Annotated in this window: 18 protein-coding genes; 13 read left to right on the top strand and 5 right to left on the bottom strand. The window is 58.2% G+C overall.

All coding sequences use genetic code 11. The features are described 5' to 3' along the window. Nucleotides 1-13 precede the first annotated feature (13 nt). Nucleotides 14-1,222 carry a type II secretion system F family protein gene (locus AOP6_RS09915; RefSeq protein WP_155876579.1) on the bottom strand — a complete coding sequence of 403 codons (1,209 nt, stop codon included), beginning with the start codon at nt 1,220-1,222 and terminating at the stop codon, nt 14-16. Between the two features lie 534 nt (nt 1,223-1,756). Here AOP6_RS09915 and AOP6_RS09910 point away from each other — a divergent pair. Together AOP6_RS09910 and AOP6_RS09905 are read left to right on the top strand one after the other, a co-directional pair. Beyond that, nucleotides 1,757-3,598 carry a S8 family serine peptidase gene (locus AOP6_RS09910; protein WP_155876578.1) on the top strand — a complete coding sequence of 614 codons (1,842 nt, stop codon included), beginning with the start codon at nt 1,757-1,759 and terminating at the stop codon, nt 3,596-3,598. Nucleotides 3,599-3,616: 18 nt separating this feature from the next. Further along, complete coding sequence (locus AOP6_RS09905) at nt 3,617-4,147, top strand: type II secretion system protein (RefSeq protein WP_155876577.1); 531 nt, start codon at nt 3,617-3,619, stop codon at nt 4,145-4,147. A gap of 71 nt (nt 4,148-4,218) precedes the next feature. On the opposite strand, the gene amrA is transcribed toward AOP6_RS09905, so the two are convergent. Both amrA and AOP6_RS09895 read right to left on the bottom strand, forming a co-directional pair. Beyond that, complete coding sequence (amrA, locus tag AOP6_RS09900) at nt 4,219-4,782, bottom strand: AmmeMemoRadiSam system protein A (RefSeq protein WP_155876576.1); 564 nt, start codon at nt 4,780-4,782, stop codon at nt 4,219-4,221. A 107-nt stretch (nt 4,783-4,889) separates the two neighbouring features. After that, nucleotides 4,890-6,017, bottom strand: a complete 1,128-nt coding sequence (locus AOP6_RS09895; RefSeq protein WP_155876575.1) for an NADH:flavin oxidoreductase — start codon at nt 6,015-6,017, stop codon at nt 4,890-4,892. Between the two features lie 188 nt (nt 6,018-6,205). Between AOP6_RS09895 and AOP6_RS09890 the strand changes: the two genes are divergently transcribed. The 4 genes from AOP6_RS09890 to AOP6_RS09875 are packed head-to-tail and all read left to right on the top strand — an operon-like array spanning nt 6,206 to nt 9,729. Further along, nucleotides 6,206-6,763, top strand: a complete 558-nt coding sequence (locus tag AOP6_RS09890) for an LPP20 family lipoprotein (protein ID WP_213194547.1) — start codon at nt 6,206-6,208, stop codon at nt 6,761-6,763. Between the two features lies 1 nt (nt 6,764). After that, nucleotides 6,765-7,373, top strand: coding sequence for a penicillin-binding protein activator LpoB (locus tag AOP6_RS09885; protein ID WP_213194546.1), 609 nt, complete (start codon nt 6,765-6,767; stop codon nt 7,371-7,373). 26 nt (nt 7,374-7,399) lie between these two features. Continuing rightward, nucleotides 7,400-8,686, top strand: coding sequence for a hypothetical protein (locus AOP6_RS09880; protein ID WP_155876573.1), 1,287 nt, complete (start codon nt 7,400-7,402; stop codon nt 8,684-8,686). Nucleotides 8,687-8,718: 32 nt separating this feature from the next. Next, a complete protein-coding gene (locus tag AOP6_RS09875; protein WP_155876572.1) occupies nt 8,719-9,729 on the top strand; it encodes an LPP20 family lipoprotein in 1,011 nt (336 codons plus the stop codon). A gap of 115 nt (nt 9,730-9,844) precedes the next feature. Here AOP6_RS09875 and AOP6_RS09870 read toward each other — a convergent pair whose 3' ends face one another. Then, entirely contained in the window at nt 9,845-10,015 is a 171-nt protein-coding gene (locus AOP6_RS09870) for a hypothetical protein (protein WP_213194545.1), read from the bottom strand. 350 nt (nt 10,016-10,365) lie between these two features. Continuing rightward, nucleotides 10,366-12,177 carry a translational GTPase TypA gene (typA, locus tag AOP6_RS09865; protein WP_155876571.1) on the bottom strand — a complete coding sequence of 604 codons (1,812 nt, stop codon included), beginning with the start codon at nt 12,175-12,177 and terminating at the stop codon, nt 10,366-10,368. A gap of 228 nt (nt 12,178-12,405) precedes the next feature. Between typA and AOP6_RS09860 the strand changes: the two genes are divergently transcribed. The 7 genes from AOP6_RS09860 (at nt 12,406) to AOP6_RS09830 (ending at nt 20,790) form a co-directional block, all read left to right on the top strand. Then, a complete protein-coding gene (locus AOP6_RS09860; RefSeq protein WP_155876570.1) occupies nt 12,406-13,719 on the top strand; it encodes a M48 family metallopeptidase in 1,314 nt (437 codons plus the stop codon). A 140-nt stretch (nt 13,720-13,859) separates the two neighbouring features. After that, nucleotides 13,860-14,195, top strand: coding sequence for a hypothetical protein (locus AOP6_RS09855; protein ID WP_155876569.1), 336 nt, complete (start codon nt 13,860-13,862; stop codon nt 14,193-14,195). 85 nt (nt 14,196-14,280) lie between these two features. Next, a complete protein-coding gene (gene miaB / locus AOP6_RS09850; RefSeq protein ID WP_213194543.1) occupies nt 14,281-15,612 on the top strand; it encodes a tRNA (N6-isopentenyl adenosine(37)-C2)-methylthiotransferase MiaB in 1,332 nt (443 codons plus the stop codon). Between the two features lie 91 nt (nt 15,613-15,703). Further along, on the top strand, nt 15,704-17,566 hold the full coding sequence (locus tag AOP6_RS09845; RefSeq protein WP_155876568.1) for a response regulator: 1,863 nt from the start codon (nt 15,704-15,706) through the stop codon (nt 17,564-17,566). Nucleotides 17,567-17,573: 7 nt separating this feature from the next. Further along, nucleotides 17,574-19,028, top strand: a complete 1,455-nt coding sequence (locus AOP6_RS09840) for a DUF4388 domain-containing protein (protein WP_213194542.1) — start codon at nt 17,574-17,576, stop codon at nt 19,026-19,028. Further along, nucleotides 19,025-19,699: a histidinol phosphate phosphatase domain-containing protein gene (locus AOP6_RS09835; RefSeq protein ID WP_155876566.1), complete on the top strand. Its 675-nt coding sequence runs from the start codon at nt 19,025-19,027 to the stop codon at nt 19,697-19,699. The genes AOP6_RS09840 and AOP6_RS09835 overlap by 4 nt, the downstream gene beginning before the upstream one ends. Nucleotides 19,700-19,719: 20 nt before the next feature. Beyond that, a complete protein-coding gene (locus AOP6_RS09830; protein ID WP_155876565.1) occupies nt 19,720-20,790 on the top strand; it encodes a M42 family metallopeptidase in 1,071 nt (356 codons plus the stop codon). The last annotated feature ends 3 nt before the right edge of the window (nt 20,791-20,793 follow it).

Here is a 20,793-nt window from a genome sequence, read left to right as displayed (position 1 = left end):
TCTCCCGATGTCATCATCCGGCCGTGCCGGCAAGCTGGAAGATGGGCAGGTACATAGCGACGACAATGGCACCGATCAGCACGCCCATGGTCATCATCATCGCCGGTTCAATGAGGGTGGTCAGGCGATCAAGCCTTTTTTCCACCTCTGATTCGTAATACATGGCCACATCCTCAAGCATGGAAGAAAGAGAGCCGCCCGTTTCTCCCACGCCGATCATGCGCAGAGCCAACCGTGGGAAGAAGCCCGTCTCCTCCAACGCTTCCGAAAGGGAGGCGCCTTCTTGCACCCGACGAACGGCCAGGCTCAGCCGTTCTTCCAGAAGGAGGTTGTTCAGGGTGCCACGGGACATCTGCATCGCCTGTACCACCGGAATGCCGCTGGACAGAGTGGTGCCGAGTGTACGACAGAAACTGAGCAGCGCGTAGTCTTTGAAAAGCTGACCGAAAAAAGGGAGGACGAGCTTGAACCTGTCCCGCAGCCAATGCCCCTTTTCGGTGCGCAGAAATCCACGGGCCAGGAAAGCCAGCAGAATCAAAAGCGGTATCAGCACGGGCGCCGCCTTTCCCATGCCTTGGGAGACGGAGATCAGCAGCTGGGTCATCAGGGGCAGCTCTACCTGTGCGTCGGTGTAGACCTGGGTAAAGCGGGGGATGACGAACAGCATCAGAAAAAGGACCACGGCAATGACCGCCATGGAAAGCAGGATCGGGTAGAAAGAAGCGTTGCGAACTTTGCTTTTGATCGCCTCCACCCGCTTCTGGTACGCGATGAAACGCTCGATGGCCACGGGGAGTTCCCCCGTGCGTTCTCCCGCCCGGATGGAGGCGATATAGAGCGAAGGGAAAAAATGGGGAAACCTGTCAAAGGCTTCGCTGATGGAGCTGCCCCCTTTGACGTCCTCGCGGATTTCCCGCAGGATTTCCAGCAGGCGGCCTGATTCCATCCGTTCCATGATGGTGTCCAGAACCTGCAGTATGGGCAAGCCCGCCCGCAGGAGAACCAGAAATTCCTGGTTAAAGGAGAGGAAGCGGCTGCCGCTCAGCCGCCCTTGCTGACCATCGAAGGAGCCTGTAAGGGGCATTCCGCGCCGTTGTATACGAAAGACGTGGAAACCCTGATCCTCCAGACTTTCCTTCAGAATTCCCTTGCTGGAGGCGTCTAGGTCTTTTTCCAGAATCCGCCCGTCAGCGGTCCCTAATTTGCATCGGAAAGTGGCCATGAAGTTTGCCAGTATGCTTACATTGAAAAAGGAGCATGCCCCTGAAATAATAGCGCCGAAAGCCTTGGCTGCAAGAGGTGCACCAAAGGTGATCTGCTCTCTTGGCGAGGCTGTCAGGCACGGTCGCCCAGCCGACGGGGTCAACCCGCGGGCAAGGGGGTTTGCCCTAGGCCGAAATGGGTGAGTCCGTGTACTACATCACGGTTCCGCCTATTTTAACAGGTCTTTGGAGGGATTTTTGGAGGAAATTTTTCAGGCTGGGGCCGGGGATTGTCTGCTGTTTGGCTGAATGGCATAGGTAAAACCCCCTAAAGAGTTGGAAGATATTGAGGTTGTTCGGACTTTTTCCGGGGGGAGAAGAAAGCCTTTCATATGAGTCATTGACTGGTCAATTGCCCGAACCGCTGGAAATAAACCGGTTAAATCGCAAAGCGGATGTTTGGCACCGACTGGTCAGTTCATTTTGGGGGCTGTTCTTGGAGGGTGCCGTACAGTAGAATAAAAAGTAATCCGTAAACAGCGAGGTCACAGACGATGACTTTAAAAAAATACCGTGTCCCGGCGTGGCTGATTTTCCTTATCATGGTAAGCGCCTCGACCTGCGGTGCCGCCTTCGGCGCAGTTCTGGATCAAAGGCTTCAGAATGCCTTGGAATCCACAGCCGCGGAAGAGTTTGTTCCGGTCATTATTCAGTTTGCTGAACCGCCAGAGATAGAGTCCTTCGCCGTGCGTGGCCTGCGGCGTGGGGAAGAGCAGGCCGCCGCCCGCGCCAAACTCATCCGTCATCTCAGAAGCCACGCTGAGGGCAGCCAGCAGAACGTCATCCGCTATCTCCGTCAGCAGAGAGTAGCGGGAGAGCGGACCCTGTGGCTCATCAATGCCCTTGCTGTAAAGCTGACCGCATCACAGGTGGAAGACATCGCCGCGATGCCCGAGGTGGAATCGATCCGCTATGATGAAGTCATCCGCCTGAGCCAGCCCGTGCCAACGGTCGCGCCTCTGGCTGTTTCGTCGTACAATCTCAATGCCGTTAACGCCCCGGCGCTTTGGGCTCTTGGCTATGAGGGGGCGGGGGTGGTCGTCGGCGTCATGGACAGCGGTGTCGATGTCACTCATCCGGCCCTGGCGGACAAATGGCGAAAAAACGGTGGCTGGTTTGATCCGTATCGCGATACATCGGAACCCTATGACCCTGTGTATTCGACAAATCCAGAGCAATCAGGGCATGGAACGGCGGTCACCGGCGTTATTCTGGGTGGCAACAATATCGGAGTTGCTCCGGCGACCCAGTGGATTGCCGCTAAGATTTTCGATGACGAGGGGAATGCGGATAACTCCAGAATCCATGAAGCCTTTCAGTGGATGCTTAACCCCGACGGCAATGATGCTCCGCATATAGTGAACAACTCTTGGGGGTTTGAAAAGGAGATAAATAAGTGTATCGACGAATTTCGCCTAGATGTCCAACGGCTTAAAACTGCCGGCATTGCCGTAGTCTTTGCTTCCGGCAACACGGGACAAGAGGGCGATATCAGCCCTGCGAATTATCCTGAGTCGATAGCTGTGGGCAGTGTCGGCGAGGAGCTGGTCGTCTCGACCTTTAGCGCTGTCGGTCCATCGGCCTGTGATAACGCCATCTATCCCGAACTGACCGCCCCAGGCGAGCTTATCAAAACCTCGACGAACGACCCCGCCTTTCCTTATGCCCTCTACTCCGGGACCTCGTTTTCCACGCCTCATGTGGCAGGCGTCATGGCTTTGCTCCTCGATGCTTTTCCTAACGCATCTGTGGGCGAGCTTGAAACGGCCCTGAAAGCCTCGGCCACGGATCTGGGTGAGACTGGGCCAGATAATTTCTACGGCTACGGTCTGGTCAACGCTCTTGCCGCCTACGGACAGCTCAATATCCCCCCTGTGGCCGCCCGGTTGCGCGCTCCGGCAAATGGCGCTGATCTTGTCGGTTCCTCGGTGGTGTTCGAGTGGGCGAGGGGAACGGATGCTAATGGCGACCCTTTGACAGAAACCCTTGTTTATGCTGAAAATGCTGCATTTTCACCGAATACTTCCGTTGATACCACCTCAGTCGAATCCACGGTTCTTTTACTGGGAGCCGGCCTCTTGCTGGGCGCAGGCCTGTGGTCAATGAGGCGCCATGGGGCGATGTCGGTGCTGCTGCTGTGCCTGGCAGCGGCTGGTTTATTACTGGTCTCCTGTGGTGGTGGTGGGGGTGGGGGTGACAGTGCGCCGACGCCGGTGGCGGTGGTGAAATATCAGGTTGACGGTCTGGCGCCGGGAACGTATTACTGGAAAGTCGTCACCGAGGACAGCCACGGCGCCGTCAGCGAAAGTGATGTCTGGACTTTTACTCTGCAGTGATGATCTGGTGAGAAAACAATGACCCTTTGGCAGCCCCTGAAAAACCAGCGCGGCCTGACGTTGATGATGGTTCTTGTCATGGTGACGGTTGTCGGCCTGGCCGCCGGCCTGGCGGGAACGAGCTGGAAGACGGTCGTGCAGCAGGCCCGGGAAAAAGAGCTGCTGTGGCGGGGGGAACAGTACCGCAAGGCCATCGGCAGCTATTATCGTTTTTCTGCCGGCACCGGCCAGAGGCCTCGGGCGGGGGCTTATCCCGACTCGTTGGAAGATCTGCTCAAAGACCCGCGCAGCCTCGAAACCCTGCGCCATATCAGGCGACTCTACCCGGACCCGATGACAGGCGGGGAATGGGCGCTGATCAGGGACCCGGGCGGCCGCATCATGGGTGTGCGCAGCTCTAGTTCCCTGAAACCCTTTCAGCAGGACAACTTTTCGGAAGAAAACAGAATTTTCAAGGGGAAGGCAGAGTATCGCGCCTGGGAATTCGTTTACAGGGCTTCAAGCTCTCCAGGCGTTCAGAACGCCGGGGAAAGAAGTGCCACCCGGTAATCTTTTCCTGGGCACCGGCTCTTTTGACAGGATGATGACAAAAAAAGCGGCCTTTTTAGGGGCCGCTTTTTTCAGGATGCAGGCTGGTCTTCGCCGAAGACCTGGGCGCTGAAGATGTAGATCTCGGTATCTTCGGCCTCGGCGGCTTCCGGCGGCAAGCCGGCCTTGATGCAGGTCTGCATGAGGAAAGTATCGCGATCCCAGCCATGCTCGGTCGCCACCTGGGGGAGCAGCACCCCCCGGTAATAGCCTTTTTCCAGATAGATGCCGTGTTTGCCGACTTCGATTTCCGTGAGATCCTCGATTTTTTTTAAGGGGGAGAGAACGGAAATTTCCAGGGAAAAATCGTCGAGATCCTCCTCTTTTATGGGATAGAAGCGGGGGTCGCGGGTGGCTGAAGAGATGGCGATTTCGACGACCTCCTTGAAGAGGGGCAGTTCTGATTGAAAGTTGCCGATACACCCTCGCAGCTTGCCTTTCTGTTTGATCGTGACAAAACAGCCGTTGCGGCGATTGAGAATCTTTTCCTCGCGGGGCTCGACGTAGGTCTCACCGGTGCGCACGTAGGTTTCAATCGCCTTGCGGGCCATGGCGAGCAGGATTTCTTTTTCTTTGGCATTGAGTTCTTTTTCCACACAACCTCCCGACAAGCCAAGTCATCGTTTTGGGCGTCAAAGTCGGCGCCAATATAGTCGCAACGTTCTCTTTTTTCAAGTCCAAAGCCGCAGTCGCACGATGCGGTTCACATGACGGGTGTGCGATTTTTCTGCTCAATCCTCTCGACGACGCAGTCGATGCCCCCTTCTTTGAGGCCGGGACGGAAGCAGCCATTGCAGGAAATGCAAGTGGCGCGGTGATTTTCATCCTTTTGCCAGCGCCGGACCAGGTCGGGTTCACGGATCAGGGGGCGGCTCAAGGCGAAGAGGTCGGCATCGCCATTTTCGAGCAGACGCGTGATGACGGCGCTCGAACGCAGGCCGCCGACGACCATGACTGGAGCGGAAACGGCTTGTTTGATACGGCGGGCGAAGGGAGCATTGTAGGCCTCGTCGGCGGGCGTATCGATTCCCTGACGTACGGGGGAGGCGGCCCCGGAGGCGGCGCTGCCCGAGCTGACTTCAATGGCGTCTATGCCCTGAACATCCAGCTTTTTCGCGACCTCCACCGCCTCTTCAATGGAAAAACCATCGGGCAGGTTGTCCGCTGCCGTCAGTTTGATGGCAACGGGAAAGTCGTTCCCTACCGCCTTGCGCACGGCCGCATAGACCTCGAAAAGAAAACGGCTGCGGTTCTCCAGGGTGCCGCCGTAATCGTCCCGTCGCTGGTTGGTCAGGGGCGAAAGGAACTGGTGAATGAGGTAGCCGTGGGCGCCGTGCAGTTGAATGCCGTCAAACCCGGCCTTTTGAGCCCGGGCCGCTCCCTCGGCAAAGGCCGTCACGATGTTGCGAATATCCTCCACGGTCATTTCACGGGGCGTCTCGCCGTAACTGGGGAAATCAAGGGCTGACGGAGCCAGTGGTGTAATGCCGGTGGCTTTGCTGCTGGTCTGGCCGCCGGCGTGAACCAGCTGGCACATCAGCAGACCGCCTTCGTCATGTACGGCCTGGACCAGACTTTGCAGTGACGGCAGCAGGGCGTCGCTGTCAATGCCCATCTTGCCCGGCAGCTGTTTGCCGTCGGCACGAACAAAGGTGTAACCTGAGATGATCAGGCCGACGCCTCCACGTACCAGTTGCCGGTAATAGTCTTCCAGCTTTTTACCAGGCGCGCCCTTTTCGTCGCACATCCCCTCCCAGGTGGCACTGCGCACGAAGCGGTTGGCAAGTTCAAGGTTCTTAAGGCGAAAAGGCGAGAAAAGGGGAGCGGCCATGGCTAAATCTCCTCGGGGTAAAAGGGTCTGGGGGCGGGGCGGGAATCCTTTTTTAGTAGTGTGTCATACCATTTTTCCCATGATAATTCCAGGTATTCCTGTTAAACTTGGCGAGCATTAAAAGGGTGATCCCTGTTTCAGCTTGTTTTTCAGTCGTGGTTCCTTTTGTTGGCAAAGGAGATATGAAGATGAGAGTTTTTCTCAGGACAATGGTCGTGATCCTGGCGTTGCTGTCACTGATCGCATGCAGCAGCAAACACAAACTCGTTGCCGGCGGCCCTGACTGGGTCAATCAGGGTAGCGGTGCCTTTAAGAAAGAAGGCGACCGGGTCTTCTACGGTGTCGGCGCCGTGGCCGGCATTTCCAGCCAGACGCTGGCGGTACAGACGGCAGATCAACGGGCTCGGGCCGATATCGCCAAGCAGCTTGATACCTATGTAGCCAATCTGTATCGCGATTATCAGACTTCGACGGCAGCCGCCATGGGACGGCAGGAGATGACCTCCCAGCAGGTGGAGCAGAGTCTCAAGACCTTTACCCAGGTCTCGGTCAAGGGGGCGAAGGTGGTCGATCGCTGGAAGGATCCCGAAACCCAAACCATCTACACCCTTGTCCGCCTCGACCTTGATGGCGTCAAGGCGACCCTGGAGCAGATGAAGGAGATGGATCCGGATCTGCGTGGGTTTGTTCATTCCAATGCCGAAAAGGCTTTTGATGAAATCCGTCTGGAAGAGGGAAGGAGATAGCATGAAAATGTCTGGATTGCGCTTTTTTAACCTTTTTTTGCTGCTGCTGATTCTGGGCCTTGTCGGGTGCGGCACCAAGGTGACCCGCATTGCTACAGACGAAGTGCGTGACCTGTCGGGGCGCTGGAACGATACGGACAGCCGTCTGGTCGCCGAAGCCATGGTGCAGGACTGCCTGAACACACCCTGGCTGTCCCAATTCGTCACCCGTACCGGCCAGAGGCCCGACATGATCGTCGGCCAGATCCGCAATCGTTCGTCCGAGCATATCAGCACGGAAACTTTTACCAAGGATCTGGAAAGGGCTCTGATCAACTCGGGACGGGCCAACTTTGTCGCCTCAGCTGAGGAGCGCGAGGGCGTGAGGGAGGAGCGTCTCGATCAGGATCTTCACGCGTCACCGGAGACGCGCAAGGCCCCCGGCATGGAAGCCGGCGCCGACTTCATGCTCATCGGCTCCATCAATTCCATCGTCGATCGTGAGGGCAAGGAGATGGTCGTCTTCTATCAGGTGAACCTCGAACTGATCGACATGGTCAATAATCGCAAGGTCTGGTTGGGAGAGAAGAAAATCAAGAAATTCGTCGAGCGGGCTCGCTTTAAACTTTAATCGGTCCGGCGACGGTATTGGTGGCGATGACACGAAAAGAGATGGGTCGGTGGGGAAAAGCGCTGCTGGCTGGCGTGCTGGTGCTGGCCGCTCTGACAGGCTGCGCCGATTACCAGCGCGCTCTGGAGCGGAGTTCCGCCCTGGCTTTATCCGGCGAATATGGCGGCGCCCTTGCTGTTCTGGAAAAATCCTCGCTGGCTCGTAGCGACAAAAACCGCCTGCTGTTTCTGATGGAAAAGGGTCTTCTGCTGCATCTTGGCGGGGAGTACGCTCTCAGTAACGAGGCCTTCGAGGAAGCGGATCAGCTTGTCGAGCAGTTGTTTACGCGCAGTCTGTCGGCGGAAACTCTCAGCTTTGTCACCAATGATCATCTCATTGCCTACAGCGGCGCCGATTACGAAACGGTCTACCTCAATTATTACAAGGCCCTGAACTTTATCAATATGGGTGATCTTGAGGGGGCCCGCATCGAGAGCCGCAAGATTGACCAGAAGCTGAACTACTTTGCCGACACTTTCGGCAGCGGGGACAGATTCAAGGAGAGTGCCTATCTTCGGCTGCTGACCGGTTTGATTTATGAGGCTCTGGGGGAAAACAACGATGCCTTCATCGCCTACCGAAAAAGCCTCGAGCTCTATCAGAACAATTATCCGAAATATGGGGTGCGCGAACCCGATTTTCTCTGGAATCGTTTGCTGATCAGTGCCAGGCGCTCGGGCCTGCTGGAGGAATATCGCCACTACCTTGATCAGGCTGAGGGGCTTGAACTGACCGAGGAAGATGGACGGCCGTTAGTCGCCGTCATTGTTGCCTCCGGGATGGTGCCGATCAAACAGGAAGTCTTCGCCCTTTTCCCCACGTCGCAAGGTTTCCCGGTCAAGCTGGCGTTGCCCGAGTTTGTTGACCGCAAGCAGCCGGTTCGTCGATTGGAAGTGTCCGTGGATGGGGAAAACTGGGTGAGGCCCGAGCGGGTAGAGGATGTGGAAAAAGTGGCCCGGGCCAGTCTCGAGGACCGCAATGGTCGTATCCTCGCCAAGGCCATCGCTCGTGCGACCGCCAAGCAGGTGGCGGCCCGCCAGGTTGAAAAGAACAACGGACCGCTGGCCGGTCTGGCCATGCAGATTACGGCGCTGGTCACGGAACGGGCTGATTTGCGTTCCTGGTCGATGCTGCCGGCTGAAATTCATCTGGCTCTCCTGCCCGCTCCAGAGGACAGCCGTCAGATCCTGATACGGGAAGGACAAGACCGGTGGGCTTGCCGTGTACGGCCGGCAGAAACTGCCGTTCGCTTTGTGACGCTACGGCTCTATTGAGGCATGCAACGGTATGACAAGGAGGTTTCACCATGAGATGGATTGGTGTGCTGGTGGGTCTGCTGACCCTGGTACTGCTGGCGTCCTGTGCGCCCAAACCCCCCGAGTGGACTTTGGGAAAAAGTACGCTCTATCCCGAACAGGCTTACCTGGTGGGTGTGGGGATGGCCTCTACCCGGGCTGAGGCTGAAAACCGTGCCCGCTCCGAGTTGGCCAAGATATTTACGGTGCATATCGCCTCAAGGGAAGTCAGCACCGAGTCGGAGTGGCTCAATCGTGCCGGCAACATTGCTGGTGCCGGATACCGGCAGGCTGTGCAGGCTGACCTTGTCGCCACCAGCGACAAGGTCCTCTCCGGGGTTCGTGTTGCCGAGGTCTGGCAGGATGAAAAGGCTGGCCTCTGGCACGCCCTCGCGGTGTTGGATCGCCTGCAGACGAGCCAGGCATTGCGCGCCGAGATAAACGAAGCCGACCAGACCGCCATGGCTCAGGTTCGTCAGGCTGAGCAGGCCAGAACCAGATTCAGGGCGCTTGGACACTATCTGCAGGCTCTGAAGGCCCTTGAACTGCGACGCACTCTGGCCGCCGATCTGCGTATTGCCGACCCCTCTGGTTTTGTCGCGGAACCGCCTTATGCCACGGCGGCCATTGCGGCCAAAGCCGATGAAGTGGCTGGTACGATTCAGGTCGGCATCGATCTGCAGGATGATCGCGATGGTATCGTGCGGGGAGCGGTGATCCAGTCGTTGACCGGTCTGGGCATTCAGCTGGCCCCTTCCATCGCCGGCGATGTGCGGTTGCTGGGGCATGTCAGCGTGGATGCCTACAAGGCGTCCGACCCCTGGCACTGGGTCGCCGCTGCCGCCCAGGTCGAATTTGTCGAGCCCGATGGCAAGATCCTCGACGCTGTGCGGGTGAATGTGCGGGAAGGGTCGCAGATTGCCTCCCGGGCCGACACGCTGGCGCGGGAGAAACTGGGTGAGAAGCTCGCTCAGATTCTTATCGAGCGGCTGGGTTTTATCGGATCCCCATCGTCCCGGTAGGTTCCCGGGGGCAAGGGCCCGGCCTGAAATGGAAAACGCCACCATTCTCCCGCTTCAACAGGAGTCTGGTGGCGTTCTTTTTGGGTACAGCGGTTAAATGGTAATCCGGTTCCGTTTACTGGTTGGCTGCCAGTTTCTGGGAGGGATCCCGAACGATGATGGCGTCCTTGCCGTTGTAGATCCACAGCAGGCCGCAGTCGCCACATTCCTGAAGATTCTTGGCGAAACCATCGGTGTGAGAGTTCAGTTCAATATGCTTGGTGTTCTTGCAGATGGGGCACTCCATCTCTTTTCTCCTTCGACTGGTGTTATATGGTTTTTTTTACCAAAATCTTTATCCAGTATAAGAGTTCTCTCCGCGAATGCAAGGGTAAAAAACAAAAAAAGCATTTTAAAACAATATGTTAGCGCTGAGTTTGTTTTATTGGGTATACCGCTTGTTTATATCCATGGTGCGGGATGGTGCGTGGTGGGTGGTTGTACCGGTTAACTCATTGAAATAAAATAATTATTTCCAGAATAAACCGCTATTATGCTTCGCGAGAGAAAGAGGTTGGTTTTGGCGAAGACGCTACAGAAAAGGCCCCGAAATTCGGGGCCTTTTTATTAATGGATGGAAGCGGAGAGATGATTCTTCTATTTGTTTTTCTTCTCGTGTTTTTTGCGATCGTTGGCGTCGAGATACTTTTTGCGAAGCCGAATCGATTTCGGCGTTACTTCCACCAGTTCATCGTCATCGATGTATTCGAGCGCCTGCTCCAGGGTTAGAATACGCGGCGGCGTCAGGCGGACGGTGTCGTCGCTGCCGGAAGCGCGTACGTTGGTCAGCTTCTTGCCTCTGCAGGCGTTGACGATGAGGTCGTTTTCCTTGGCGTGCTGGCCGATGATCATGCCTTCATAGACGTTGACCCCCGGGGCAACAAAAAGAATGCCGCGATCCTGCAGGTTGAAGAGCGAGTATGCCACGGTTTCACCGGATTCCAGAGCGATAAGGACGCCGTTCTTCCGACTGCTGATGGGGCCCTTGTAGGGGGCGTATTCGTGGAAGGTGTGATTCATGACGCCGGTGCCGCGCGTGTCGGTGAGGAACTCGCTGCGGAAACCGATAAGCCCGCGGGCGGGGATGACGAATTCGAGGCGGTTGACACCTTCCATGGGTTGCATGGAGACCATTTCCGCCTTGCGGGTGCCGAGCTTTTCGATGACCGTACCCTGGAACTCCTCGGGGACGTCAATGACCAGGTATTCCATCGGCTCGCAGCGCACGCCGTCGATTTCGCGATAGATGACCTCGGGCTTGGAGACGGAGAGTTCGTATCCTTCGCGGCGCATGTTTTCGATGAGGATGGAGAGGTGCAGTTCACCGCGTCCAGACACTTTGAAGGTGTCGGTGTTGTCCGTGTCTTCCACCCGCAGAGAGACGTTGGTGCGCAGTTCGCGCGTCAGGCGCTCGCGAATGTTGCGCGAGGTGACGAATTTGCCTTCCAGACCGGCGAAGGGGGAATCGTTCACGATGAAATTCATCGACAGGGTCGGCTCGTCGATCGCCACATAGGGCAGGGCGATGGGGTTGGCGGCGTCGGCAAAGGTCTCGCCGATGCCCACTTCGTCAAAGCCAGCGATGTTAATGATGTCTCCGGCGAAAGCCTCTTCCAGTTCGATCTGCCTGAGGCCTTCGTAGCCCAGCAGCTTGCTGACGCGGCCGCGGGTGATCTTGCCTTCGCGGCTGATGACGGCGATGGTGCTGCCCGTTTTGACGCGGCCGTTGAAGATCTTGCCCGTGGCGATGCGGCCGATATAGTCATTGTAGTCGATGTTGGTTACCAGCATCTGGAAAGGCGCATCGGGGTTGGCCTCCGGCGCCGACACGCGCTCGGCGATCATCTTGAACAAGGGTTCCAGATCTTTGGACTCGTCTTCGAGTTCGCGCATGGCATAGCCGTTTTTGGCGCTGGCGTAGACGATGGGGAAGTCGAGCTGCTTTTCATCGGCGTTAAGCTCGCAGAAGAGGTCAAAGACCATGTTGACCACCTCTTCCGGGCGAGCGCCGGGGCGGTCGATCTTGTTGATGACCACGATGGGCTTGAGGCCGAGGTCAAGGGATTTCTTCAGCACGAAGCGGGTCTGGGGCATGGGGCCATCGAAGGCGTCCACCAGCAGCAGCACCGAGTCGACCATCTTGAGGACGCGTTCGACCTCACCGCCGAAATCGGCGTGGCCGGGTGTATCGACGATATTTATTTTAAGGCCACCGTGATGGATGGACAGGTTTTTGGAGAGGATGGTGATGCCCCGTTCCTTTTCCAGATCGTTGCTGTCCATGACTCTTTCGGTAATGACCTGGTTTTCACGAAACACCCCGGATTGCTTGAGCATGGCATCCACCAGGGTTGTCTTGCCATGGTCAACGTGGGCGATAATTGCGATATTGCGAATTTTTTCCGACATACGATTCTCTGTGGCTCCTCTTTTGAGTTCTGCGACTCTCTTTGATTGCGACTGACGGGAAAACCCTCCAATAATAGGGGAGACGATCATTAAAATCCAGAAAAAAATAAGGGGTTACAGTCGTTATTTAGGAAAAGGCGTTCTTTTGACGGAAGGGTTGCATGACTGGGATATCCGCATTAATATCTAATTTTACACGGATATCTTGCGACAAGGAGGTCTTCTGCCATGAAGCCACTCAATCACGCCGTTATTCTTCTGTCCCTCCTGATGTTCCTTTTTCTGGACGGTTGTGCCGTCAATCCCGTCACCGGGAAAAAAGAACTGGCCCTTTTCCAGGTTTCGACGGAAGAAGAGATCGCCATCGGCGAGAAAAGCTATCCGCAGGTCATTCAGCAGATGAAGGGTGAATATCCCGATCCGGCGCTGGCCCGCTATGTCCAGGAGGTCGGCGCCAAGCTGGGCCGCGTTAGCCAGCGTCCCGAGCTTCCCTACCAGTTCAAGGTGGTGAACGATTCTTCCCCTAATGCCTTCGCTCTACCGGGTGGATATATCGCCATCTCGCGCGGCCTGCTGGTGGAGCTGGAAAACGAGGCCCAGCTGGCCGCCGTACTGGGCCATGAGGTCGGCCACGTGACCGCCCGCCATTCCGTGGCCGGAATGCAGCGCGGTACGTTGCTGGGTCTGGGCATGGCTGTACTTACCGGCGTGACAGGTGAGTCCGCCTACGGGCCAGTGGCTCAGCAGGCGGGGCAAGTCGCCGCCCAGCTGCTGGACAGTTCGTACAGTCGTGAGCAGGAACGCGAATCCGACCGCCTTGGCATCGATTACATGGTCAGGGCAGGCTACAACCCGCTGGGCAGTGTGCAGCTGCAGGAATTCTTCTATCGCCAAACCGAAGGAAGCGCCGAACCCATGTGGCTCAGTGGTCTCTTTCGCACACACCCCTTTTCCAGGGATCGCATGCTGGCCAACCAGGATTATGTGCGGTCGCAATATGCCTTTACCCTGCAGGCCGGCGATTTTTCCTTCCGGGAAGATCCCTTCCTGAAGGCCACGGCCGGCTTACGGGCCAAGAAGAAAGCCTATGAGCTCTATGACGCCGCCCAGCAGCTCGAAGTCCAGAACAATATGACCGCCGCCATCGAGACTTATCTGCAGGCTCTGGACGCGGCCCCGGGGGAAGCCCTCATCTATACCGGCCTGGGATTGGCCTCGCTGCGGATGGGTGATCTGGCGCCGGCCAGGCGCTACCTGCAGGAAGCCATCCGACTGAATGACAACTATTATGAATCTCGTATGGGTTTGGGCTATGTCTATCTCCAGCGCAATGAAAACCAGGCCGCCGTTACGGAGCTGGAAAAGGCCATGGAGCTTATGCCCAGCCTGCAGGGGGCCTATCTGCTGGCGGAGGCTTACGAGAAGACGGCTCAGACCGCCAAAGCCCTGGAGCTCTATCAGGCGGTCGCCAAGGCCGACCCTCAGGGCAAACTCGGCCAGGCGGCTGCCGGCCGGATAAAGGCCCTGGGTGGGAGGCTGTGAGCTGGCAGCCCTTGTTGCAAAATGGCGAGCGGATACTTTGGCGAGGCCGTCCGGCTCCCCGCTGTTATACTTTTCGATACTGGCGCCTCGGTTGGGCCGGGGTGCTGATTCTTTGTTTTGGCCTGGCCGGATGGTCTTTTTTGCCCGCCGGGATGAGCCTGCTCCTGCTGGTAGCTGGCCTGCTGCTGGCCGTCGGGCTGCCCGTGCTTTGCCGATTATTCTGGGTGCGCGTTGACTATGTACTGACGAACCACCGTATTTACTGGCGGGGTGGCCTGCTCCGTGACCGCTGCGCTTCCAGAGAGCTTGCCGACCTCGTCGACTTCTCAGTGGATCGGCACGGGCCTCAGCTGGCCACGGTCTCGCTGCGGTTTGGTTACGAACGTCGTCTTCTGCGGCTCTTTTGTCTCGAACACCCCGAAACGCTCACCATCCTGTTTAAACCCCAACCCGGGCACGGAAAGGAAAGAGGCTGAGTCCCTTTTTCGTTTTAGCGTTTGACATTTGGCGGTTCGATTGATTACCATCCCGGAACTCATTTTCTGAAGGATTCTTGATCGCGTGGCTATGGAAAAACGCTTTTATCTCGAAACGTTCGGCTGCCAGATGAATGTGGTGGACTCGGAGCGCATCGTCGCTCTGCTGGAAGGGATCGGTTACCGGCAGGTCGAAGCTCCCGAAAGCGCCAACCTGGTGCTGCTCAACACCTGCTCCATCCGTGACAAGGCCGAACGCAAGGTCTACGGGCATCTCGGCCGCTTCAAACCCATCAAAGAAGAAAACCCCGGTCTTATCATCGGCGTCGGCGGCTGCGTGGCTCAGCAGGAAGGCCAGCGCCTGCTCGACAAGCTGCCCTATCTCGACCTGGTCTTCGGTACCCACAACGTGCATAAACTGCCGGACATGGTGCGGGATGTGGAAAAAAACCGCGCCCGCTGCCTCGAAACGGAATTTCTCGACCGCGACACCCGGCTGCGCCTTTTTCCGGATCGCGCTCCGGGCGAGTCGGTCAGCCGTTTCGTCACCGTTATGCAGGGCTGCGACAATTTCTGCTCGTACTGCATCGTCCCCTACGTGCGCGGTCGCGAGGTCAGCCGTCCCAGCACTCAGGTTCTCGACGAGGTCCGGCATCTGGCCGGGCAGGGCGTACGGGAGGTGACGCTTATCGGCCAGAATGTCAATTCCTACGGCCGCAAAGAAGTGGGCGAGATCTCCTTCGCTCAGTTGCTGCACCGTGTCCAGGAGATTGAGGGGATCGAGCGCATCCGATTCACCACCTCGCATCCCAAGGACCTCTCCGACGAGCTGATCGACTGTTTCGGTGCTCTCGACAAGCTCTGCTGGCACCTGCACCTGCCGGTGCAGAGTGGTTCCGATCGCATCCTGCACAGCATGAACCGGGGCTACACCCGGGCCCAGTACCTGCGTATCGTGCGCCGCCTCAAGGAGGTCTGTCCCGAGATTCGCATCACCTCCGATATCATTGTCGGCTTTCCCGGCGAGACCGAAGCCGATTTCGCCGATACCCTGTCGCTGATGGAGGAGGTGCGCTACGCCGACGTCTTTTCATTCCTCTATTCCAGCCGACCCGAAACCGCCGCCGCCAAGCTTAAAGACGATCTGACACCGGAGATCAAGCAACAGCGCTTCGGTCGCCTCATCGCGCTGCAGGAGTCCGCTTCGGCCTCGATCTGGGCGGCCGACCAGGGGCAAGTGCTCGATGTGCTGGTCGAAGGAGAGAGTCGCCAGGGCGGCGGCCAGCTTTTCGGCCGCACGACCTGGAACCGTATCGTCAACTTTCATGGCAGTCGTGATCTGATTGGCCAGATTGTGCCTGTACGCATCAAGCGCGTGTATAAAAATTCCCATCTTGGCGATCTGCAGATTTCCTGAAGAGTGTGGACGGCTTCGCTACACCCAAGCCGTCTGATCTTTTCGCAACCCTGAAAAACACGGCTGAACAGCCAGCAGTCCCTGTGAGCATATGGCCAAAGGCAGACTTCTCGCTATAGACGACGAAAAATTTTTCCGGGAACTCTACCGGGATCTCCTCCGTGGCGAGGGATACGATGTTCGTGTGGCCGCCAGCGGCGAGGAGGCCTTGGACATCCTCAACGCGGAAGGCGCCTTCGATCTGGTTATTACCGATATGGAAATGCCGGGCATGAATGGCGTGGAGACCACGGAGGCCATCAAGCGGTTGTATCCGGAACAGGAAGTGATCGTGGTGACGGCTCAGCATGACGTGACCCTGGCCGTGGAATCCATGAAGCGTGGTGTCGCCGATTATATTCTCAAGCCGATCCATGCAGAGGAATTCCTTCTGCTCATCAACCGCGTCCTCTTCCGCCAGGCTCTCCATGTCGAGCGGACCAAATTGTTCAACGAAAATCTCGAATTCCTCTCCATTCTCCTGGCCTATCGCAAATGTCTCGTTTTTCTGAAGGTGGACGATCCGGATCGTCTCGGCGATCTGATTCTCGATACCCTCATGGAGTTGCTTAAGGCCGAAGGGGCCGTCATCTGGCTGGCCGAGGACGGTGGTCGGCAATATCGCTTTCAGAGCTGTCGCGGGCGGTCCGTTCCCCCGGTCGGGGATGAAGTCTTTCGACCCAACGAAGTAGAGCGCCGGCTTATTCACGGGGGCAAGGCGGTCACCATGGATCGTGGCGCCGCCCTCTGGCTTCCCCTGCTCTCCGGGGTGGAGCCTCTGGCCTTTATTCGGGTGGAGCGCCCTGCGCAAAGACCCGACTTCAGCCGTGAGGATCAGGCCGTTGCCGATGCCGTCGGCGAGTTCGCCGCGAGCGCCCTCGTCGGTAGCCTGCAGCGTCGTCGCTTTGATCGGCAATGTTTCCGCGTGCGTCCGGAGGGCTGCTACACTCTGTCTTTTCTCACGGACACCCTCGAGCGTGAATTGCGGCGCTGTGACCGCTACGGCCGAAACCTGTCGCTGATCAAGCTGGTTGTCGCCAATTACCGGGAGGTCGCCTACCGGTTTCTCGATCGGGAACTCGGGGAAGTGGTGGGGCGTATGGCCGACACCCTGCAGTCCGTCCTGCGCGACGCCGACATACTGGCCATGGAATCACCCGATCAGTACTTCATTCTGCTGCCCGAAACGGACTACTGGGGAGCTCTCGTGGCCCAGAAGCGTATCCGCAAGGCGCTGGCAGGGCAGCTTTGTGTGGTCGGACCGAAAAAACAGGTCGATCTGGATGTGCTCATGCGCTCCGCTTCTTTTCCTGTCGATGGCGCCACCTTTACTGCTCTGCGGGCCACGGTGGAAAAAAACATCGCCCAGCTGCCCGACAGTCTTTTTCGGCGGGCTGGCATGGAATCACTCTCCTTCTGGCAGATCGTCGATGGCCTGCTGGCCGACAAGGGGGCTTCGCCTGCTCCTCGTGGCAGGGTAGAGGATTTCGCCCAGAGCAGTTCTTTTGGTCTGGACAGCGGCAGGATGAATACGCTGATGGAAGCCTTCTGTCGCGAGGTGGTAGAATCGAACCGGGTGCGAGGCATCGTCTACCGGGGCTGTTCTGATTTTGCCACCGTGCGCCAATCCCTTGGCCAGGTCGAGGCCCTTGAGCAGTCGGCGACCTCCCTCTTCCTTTTGGGTGGCGAGAATAGGGTCAATTGGGATTACCAGCGCATCCATCCCATTTACATCGACGATCCGCGTTTTTCGCAGGTCGATTTTCTGCTTTATCTCAACGAAGACCATGCCTATGCCCTCTTTACCCGCCAGGTCGAGGGCGAAGTGGTTGGTTTCCATAGCTGTGACTTCTTTTTTGTTGAAAATCTGATCGCCAAACTCCAGGAGCAGTACCGTCTGCAAGCCCTGATCTAGGATGACCATGGCCTCTCCGACCGCACAAATCCTGATTGCCTCCTCCCAGGACGACCTTTCCCCCCTGGCCCCTCTGCTGTCCCAGCAGGGTTACCAGGTGAAATCTGACGGGGACAGTGCCAGAATCCTTGAATGGGCCCTGAAGTCACCGCCTGCGCTCATCCTCGTCGATACCCGTCTTCAGGAGCCTTCCGCCAGCCGCTTCGGTCAGCTGCTGCGGGCAAACAGCCGCACCGAGGGGATCCCGGTCTTCTACGTCGGCGAAGAGGGGGAAAATGTCGAAGGCTTCCGTCGGCATAAAGACCGTTTTGTGCCGCGTCCGTTCAATACCGAGCAACTGCTGGCCGATATTCACGCGTTCTTTCGTCGGGCCGGTCAGGCCCGCCAGGTCAGCCGCAAGAAGGCCGATTTTGAAGGGAGCCTCAGCCGGCTGTCGCTGGTCGATCTGCTGCAGGTATTGAGCCTCAATCAGAAAGAAGGCGTGCTGACCCTTACCCGCACGCGGATCAAGGGGACAATCTATCTGCTGGATGGCTGCGTTGTTCATGCCCACACCGGTCAGGTGAGCGGTGAGAAGGCGTTCCACCGCATGCTTACCTGGGACGATGGTCTCTTTGCCTTTTCGCCCACCCAGGTGGATGTCGAAGCCAGCATTCATTTGCCCATGGACCATCTGCTCATGGAAGGGCTTCGGCAGAACGACGAGCTGATGCAGCAGAGGAGTTCCCTGCCGGCGCCCGATCTTCTGCTGGGTTTGACTGTTTCTCGTCAGCAGGTACCCGAGGACCTGCGTCCCGTTACCAGGGAAATCCTCGACCTGCTCACCTACTATCCGCGCTGCGGCGACCTTGTCGAACATTGTTCGCGACCCGATTATGAGGTTCTGCAGGTTCTTAAAGAGCTGCTCGACCGCGGTCTGGTAGAGGTGCGGCCCGCCACCGCCACCAAGGCGAGCATTCAGCCGCTGCTCAGTAGCGAGGATATTCTGGCGGTGAGAAATCGTCTGATACCGGCCGATGCCATGCCAGACCGGGCCAGTGGCAAGCTGATTCTGCTCGCCCGTTCGCAGCAAAGGGTGGTCAGCTTCCTGCAGGCCCTGCAAGGCCTGGGGGAGTTCGAGGCGAACCGGGGATTTCTCGACATGGCCGAAGGACTGCCTCTGGGCGATGCCGGTCGCCTGAACCTCAACGAGGCCTTTTATCTACGGCTTTTTGCGCTTCCCTCCCTGGCCAGCGCCGCTCCCCTGTGGCATTCCTTCGCGCGTCGACTTTTCGGCGTTATCACGCTTGACGGCGAAGAGGGTGTTGCCGAGGCGGAGCGCTTCTTCACCGGACAGATCGGGGTTCGGGTTCTTTCTCTCGATCCGGCCGCCCTGACCGACAACCGGAGGCAGGACCTTCTTCGCTGTCTTCAGCAGCTGGCGGCGCCCTTCCGACAGTCTCTTGAAAAGGATAAATCGTGATCGATCTGCACACCCATTCCATCTACAGCGATGGCGAACTGATCCCGGCGGAACTGACCCGGCGGGCGGCCGTGGTCGGCTACCGTGCCCTGGCCATTACCGACCATGGTGATTTTTCCAACCTGGATCTCATTATTCCCCGTCTGGTTCGCGTCGCTGCCGACCTTGGTAAGGCCTGGGGCTTTACCGTGATGGCCGGTATCGAACTGACCCACGTGCCCCCGCCCATGATCCTTGCCGCCGTGCAGGAGGCCCGTCGTCTTGGCGCCCAGATCGTCGTCTGCCACGGCGAAACCATCGTCGAGCCCGTTGCCTCCGGTACCAACCGCGCTGCCCTGGAGGCGGACGTCGACATTCTGGCCCATCCCGGCCTCATGACGGCCGAAGAGGCCGCTCTGGCGGCCCGCAGGGGCATCTGCCTGGAAATTACCACCCGCAAGGGGCACAGCCTGACCAATGGTCACGTCGCCCGCATGGCCCTGGAGCACGGCGCCCGCTTGGTGGTCAATACGGACAGCCACGCGCCGGGAGATCTGACGCCCCTGGCCATGGCCCGCAAGATTGCCTTGGGCGCCGGTCTGAGTGAGGAGCAATTTGAACAGACCCGTCGCAACAGCGACCATCTGGTACGCAAGGCCCTGGGGGTGATGGCCGTGAGAAATGGTGATTGAGGAGTGAGGATTCGCTGATTATGAATGAACAGGATTTTGCTTTTTTTAAACGATTTGTCGAAGCCCCGAGCCCGTCCGGGTTTGAACAACCGGCCCAGCGCGTGTTCCGCCAGGAACTGACCGGCGTGGCCGATAGCATCGAAACCGACGTCATGGGCAACGTCATGGCGCGCCTCCGGGCCAGCCGTGATGATGTCCCTCGCGTCATGCTCGCCGGGCACTGTGACGAAATCGGTCTGATGGTCAAGTATATCGACGACAACGGTTTCCTTTATTTCGGCCCCATTGGTGGCGTCGACGCCCACCTTGTCCCCGGCCAGCGGGTATGGGTGCACGGCGCGACTGGCGCCATCCCCGGCGTCATCGGTAAAAAACCCATTCACCTCATCGAGGCCAAAGAACGCGACACGGTGGCCAAGTTCAAAAACATGTTCATCGACATCGGTTGCAGCAACCGGCAGGAGGCCGAAACCCTGGTCGCCGTCGGCGATCCCGCCACCTTTGCCGTGGGGCTGCAGCGGCTGCAGGGCGACCGCGTCACCTCCCGCGCCTTTGATGACAAGATGGGCGCTTTTATCGTCGCCCAGGTTCTCAAGGAAGTGCGACGGCGCGGCGACTCGCCGGTGGATCTTTTCGGCGTCTCCACCGTGCAGGAAGAGATCGGCCTGCGCGGCGGCACCACCAGCGCCTACGGCGTCAACCCCGACGTGGGCATCGCCATCGAGGTGGGGCACTCCACCGACTATCCCGACGTCGACAAGAAGGAGATCGGCGACTTCCGTGTCGGCAAGGGACCGATCCTCGCCCGCGGCGCCAACATCAATCCCGTTCTCTTCGAGCTGCTGGTGGAGACGGCCCGCGACGAGAATATCCCCTATCAGGTCATGGGCGCCCCCCGTGCCACCGGCACCGACGCCAACGTCATGCAACTCACCCGCGGCGGCGTGGCGGCGGCCCTGGTCAGCGTGCCCCTCCGCTACATGCATACCCCGGTGGAGCTCCTGTCCCTGAGCGATCTGGAGAACACGGTGCGCCTGCTGGTCGGCCTCCTTGGTCGCATAACCGACCGCAACATGTTCATCCCCGTTTGACGC

The organism is Desulfuromonas sp. AOP6, assembly GCF_009731355.2.
In the GTDB taxonomy this organism is placed as follows: domain Bacteria; phylum Desulfobacterota; class Desulfuromonadia; order Desulfuromonadales; family SZUA-540; genus SZUA-540.
Note: the sequence above shows the minus strand (reverse complement) of the source record. Positions and strands in the feature narration are given on the sequence as shown.